Here is a 4,429-nt window from a genome sequence, read left to right on the forward strand (position 1 = left end):
GGGTGGGCGAGGGTGAGGTGGGGCAGGCGGGCGAAGAGGGTGGTCAGCGCGACATGGGTTTCCGCCCGGGCCAGGTGGGCACCGAGGCAGAAGTGGGGGCCGTGTCCGAAGGCGAGGTGTTCCTTTTCGCTCCGGGTGGGATCGAACGTGTCCGGGCTGTCCGGGTGGATCTCGGGATCGCGTCCGGCGGCGGCGAAGGCGATGATGACCGGTTCGCCCCTGCGGATGAGAACGCCTTCACCGAGGTCGATGTCCTCAATGGCGTAGCGCATCGGGTGGTGCATGATCGGGCCGTTGTGACGCAGTGTCTCCTCGATGACGTCGTCCCAGCCGATGGTGCCCCGGCGGAGATGGACGAGGTGTTCGGGCCGGGAGAGCAGGGCGTGGACGGCACTGGTGATGAGGTTGACGGCCGTCTCGTATCCCGCGGCGAGCATGAGGAAGAGATGGTCGAGCAGTTCCCTGTCGGTCAGTGACGCCTCACCGTCCGGGGACAGGGTGAGCAGGTCGCTGGTGAAGTCGGAACCCGGCTGCGCCCTCTTGTGCTCCAGCAACTCGACGAGCCGTGTGTACAGTTCGGCCATGCGGGCCTGTCCCTGCTCGGGGCTCGCCGTGGTGTCCATCAGCGCGTCGATGGAGGCGCCGAGGTTTTCCCGGAGGGCGTCGGGGACGCCGAACAGGTCGCAGATGACCGTCATGGTCAGGGGCAGGGACAGTGCGCGCCGGATGTCGGCGCTCCGGCCGGGCGGCAGGGAGTGGAGCGCTTCGACCAGACGGTCCGCGGTCGCCTGGATCTGCGGGCGCATTTCCTCCACCCGTCGCGGTGAGAACGACGGGGCCATCCGGCGGCGCAGCCTGCGGTGTTCCTCGCCGTAAGCGTTCAGGAAGTTCTGCATGAGGGCGGAGACCGCAAGGGGCCAGCCCTCGGGCACCTCGGCGAGGCCGGGCCAGTGCCGGCGGGGATCGCGGGAGACACGTGGGTCGCCGGTCAGTTTCTGGATGACGCTGTGGCGCGTGACCGACCAGGCGCGGACCCCTCCGGGGAGTTCGACCGCGGTCGCCGGACCCATGGCGCGCAGGACAGCCGCGTCGGCGTGGGCCGCGCGGGCGGTGGGATCCAGTACAGGACACCGAGGATCGGACAAAGCAGGCATCTGATGCTCCTCTCGGCTGCCGTGCCCGCCGCACGCGCATCACAGCCGTCGATGTCGGATTCGGCAAGGCCCGGAAACCGAACCGCCGACCCGTGCGGCGTCGGACTTGCCCTCTTCTTCTACGCGTCGATCCGGAGCCTGGCAACGGTGACGAACGCGCCATGCCCGGGTGCCGGACAGGGCCTCGGCCGCCCGATCCGCCGTGGTCCGCGCCGCGGTTGTGGACCGGGGTCGGCCGTGCGGCCCTCACTTCCCCGGAAGATCACCGGGCCTGGAGCGGGCCGGCTCGGAGGCTTCCGTTCACCGTGGTGACGGGTGAGCCGCCGGTCCGCATCGGGAACGCCCCCTTATCCGGCGCTGCCCGTGAGGATGGGGCGGGTCCGGCCGTTCTCCGGGCAGGTCCAGGAGGCCACGGTGTCCACCACCTTGGCCACGGCGGGGTGACTGTGCCCCGGGCAGGGCGGGAGCGGGGCGCCACCGGTGTGCTCCAGCACACCGTCCTGCAACTGTTCGGCCAGCAGGGCCACGGCTTCGGCTTCGGTCATGGACGGCTCCAGAAGCACGCTGATGGAGGAACCGTCGTCGAACGCGAGCACGACGAGGACCGAGCAGGGGTGAGGCGCGGAGGACGGCTCGACCGGCCCTTCGCCGTCGTGGATCTCCAGTCGCGAGGTGAACGCGGTGTCGCCGAGCGGCACTTCGGGCTCGCGATCGGTGACCGGCCCCGTCACGGTCAGAGTATGGCCGGGGGGATCACCGAGTTGCCGAAGAATGTCCTCCGCCCACATCAGGGCTGAAGTGGTGGTCGGTTTCATCGTGCCGCTTCGCTACTTCTTCGCCTTGACATCCGCCGCCCAGGTGATGGAGCCGGTGCCGGTCCTCCCGCCGATATTGACCCGGAAGGTCATGTAGTCCTGGAACTGGACATGATCGCCGTGCCTCACGGGCTTGAGAGTGCCGTGGAAATGGTAGCTCTTTCCCACCACATGACCCGCGTTCCTCGGTTTCCTCGTACCGTTGTTCCACCACGAGACCCCCCGCTCATTGACCTTCGAGGTGATGAAGGACTTCACCCGGGCGGAGATCTTGTAGCCCCAATTGATGGTGCTGTACTTGCAGTTGAAGCGGGCGTGCAGCGTACCGTTCGCATCGCTCCAGCTCGGGTTCCTGTCGCAGCGCAGGGTCGCGGGCGCCTTCCTCTTCTCCGTCGGTCCCGCCGGGTGCACGGCGGCGGCCGGGGCCTTCTGCGCGGCCTCCCGGCCGGCCGTCGGAGCGCCGACGATCGCGGCGATCCGGTCGCGTTCCGCGCGGCTCAACTTCAGTGGAGAGCCATCGGGATTCGCGTCGAGCGTCACACGCAGAGTCGTCTCCGTCCCATTGGTGGCCGTGGTCGAGACAAAAGTCCTGTCGTCGGCGGGATGCGTGGCAGGCGTGTGTGTGGCTGTGACGGTCTGCGTACCGCCCACGGAGGCGCTGTTCGCCACGCGCACGCCGGGCGCCACTCCCATGGCGGTGGCCCCCGTACCGGAAACCGTCACCGCCAGCGCGGCAAAGCCGGACGCCGCGGCGTTCTTCCACGAAAGACGCATTCCTTTGGTCTCCTCCACTCGCTGCCGCGGCGGACCGGAGGCCGTGCCCCATGTCCGAATGTCCGCCGCGGTCGGAACAGGAGAATTTCGCATCCCCGGCGATTCCGGAGCGTCTTCCCAACCCAATCACCTGATGGAGTGAGGCGGCCGGATCCGCGGGGCGGAATCGCGCCGATACTCGGCGAGCTCCCGGCCTCGGCCCGGCGCCCTGATCAGACGGCGGCCCGCCAGCCGAGTGCCGGGCCGAGACCGGTGGCGATGTCGGTGAGGATCTGGACGTAGTCGTCATGGTCGAAGGTGAAGGGCAGCGCGAAGGCGACCTCGTCGATCTCGCGGAAAGCGGCGTGGGAATAGAGGCGTTCGGCGATCTCCGCGGACGTTCCGACGAGATCGGGCGCGAACATCATGCGCGCCGGTCCCTGCGGCGCGGCGGTGCGCGGCGTCCGTTGCCGGGCGTATTCCTGGTATTTCGCGCGCTGCTCCGGCGAGGCGGTGTCGGTGGGGATCACCACGAGTCCCTGGGAGACGCGGGCGCGGTCGCCGTCGGGGTGATGGGCGCGGAATGTCCGTATGTGCGAGAGCTGGATCTCGGCGAAGTCCTCGGACTCCTCCGCCTTCACCACGCTGCTGGTCAAGAAGTTCATCCCGTTCTCACCGGCCCACTGAGCCGATCGCAGGCTCGCGCCGCCGTACCACATACGACGGTCCAGCCCCTGGGCGTGGGGCTGGACACGGTCGGAGAACACCTCGAAGCCCTCGACACCGCTGAAATCGGTGGCCGGTTCACCGCGTACGAAGTCCAGGAGCCGCCGCACCCGGCCGTAGCCGAGATCCTCGATGTCGGCGGTGTCGGGATAGAGCGCGTGTTTGACCTGGTCGTAGTGCATCGGCGGGCCGACGCTGACACCCGGATTGAGACGCCCGCCGGAGAGGATGTCGACCGTCGCCAGGTCCTCCGCCAGCCTCAGCGGATTCTCCCAGCCCAGAGGTATGACCGCGGTGCCCAGCTCGATACGGCTGGTGCGCTGCGAGGCCGCCGCCAGGACCGCGACGGGAGAGGCGATGCCGTACTGAAGATGACGGTGCCGCATCCACGCGCTGTCGAAGCCCAGCTTCTCGCCGAGTTCGATGATCTCAAGTGTCGACTCGTGGCCGCGGCGAGGATCGGCCCCGTCGAACAACCCGATGGTCAAGAAGCCCAGCTTCCGCAACGGTTCCGAAGTCAGCGGCACAGGGATCCTCCGTCGTCCGCGGCGTGCTCCACCGCACACCGGCACGGTTCCGATTGTCGCAGGCGGTCCTCCACGGGCCTTTGCCGACGTCACGCCGCTCGGATCGCCGGGAGAGCGCCGTACGGACTCCCCGCTCTCCGTGCCGACGGCAGCCTAGGCCCTGTCCGGTCGATCTTCGTGGATCAGCCCGGGGCGGCTGGTGGAGGGGGTACCTCCCGTGCCGTTCAGGCCACGGGGGAGCATCGCAAGGCGGAGGATCGGCGTCGTCGACGGCCCGGCCGTACTCGGGCGACTCCGACAACGCGGCGAGGTGCCGTGCCAGGCGTTCCGGGCCCGCGAAGACCGGCCGGACAGGGCCTAGGTGATCCGGTAGACGAACGAGGGGAACGGGTCGGTCGTGGCCCGCCGCCATGCCTGCTCGACCTCGTCGCGGGCCTGTTCCCGGGCTCGGGCG

At 69.0% G+C, this 4,429-nt stretch carries 4 protein-coding genes; all 4 read right to left on the reverse strand.

What is annotated here, in order from left to right; translation table 11 throughout:
- On the reverse strand, nt 1-1,154 hold a 1,154-nt coding region (locus BFF77_RS30365; protein WP_107422295.1), incomplete at its 3' end, for a cytochrome P450 family protein.
- Nucleotides 1,155-1,501: 347 nt separating this feature from the next.
- Nucleotides 1,502-1,885 (reverse strand): hypothetical protein, encoded by a 384-nt coding sequence (locus BFF77_RS30370; RefSeq protein WP_141698570.1) that lies wholly within the window; start codon nt 1,883-1,885, stop codon nt 1,502-1,504.
- A 96-nt stretch (nt 1,886-1,981) separates the two neighbouring features.
- A complete protein-coding gene (locus BFF77_RS30375) occupies nt 1,982-2,743 on the reverse strand; it encodes a hypothetical protein (protein WP_066956420.1) in 762 nt (253 codons plus the stop codon).
- 212 nt (nt 2,744-2,955) lie between these two features.
- On the reverse strand, nt 2,956-3,975 hold the full coding sequence (locus BFF77_RS30380; protein WP_066956423.1) for an LLM class flavin-dependent oxidoreductase: 1,020 nt from the start codon (nt 3,973-3,975) through the stop codon (nt 2,956-2,958).
- Nucleotides 3,976-4,429: the final 454 nt, after the last annotated feature.

The sequence above is a fragment of the Streptomyces lushanensis genome, assembly GCF_001700515.1.
Classification (GTDB): domain Bacteria; phylum Actinomycetota; class Actinomycetes; order Streptomycetales; family Streptomycetaceae; genus Streptomyces; species Streptomyces lushanensis.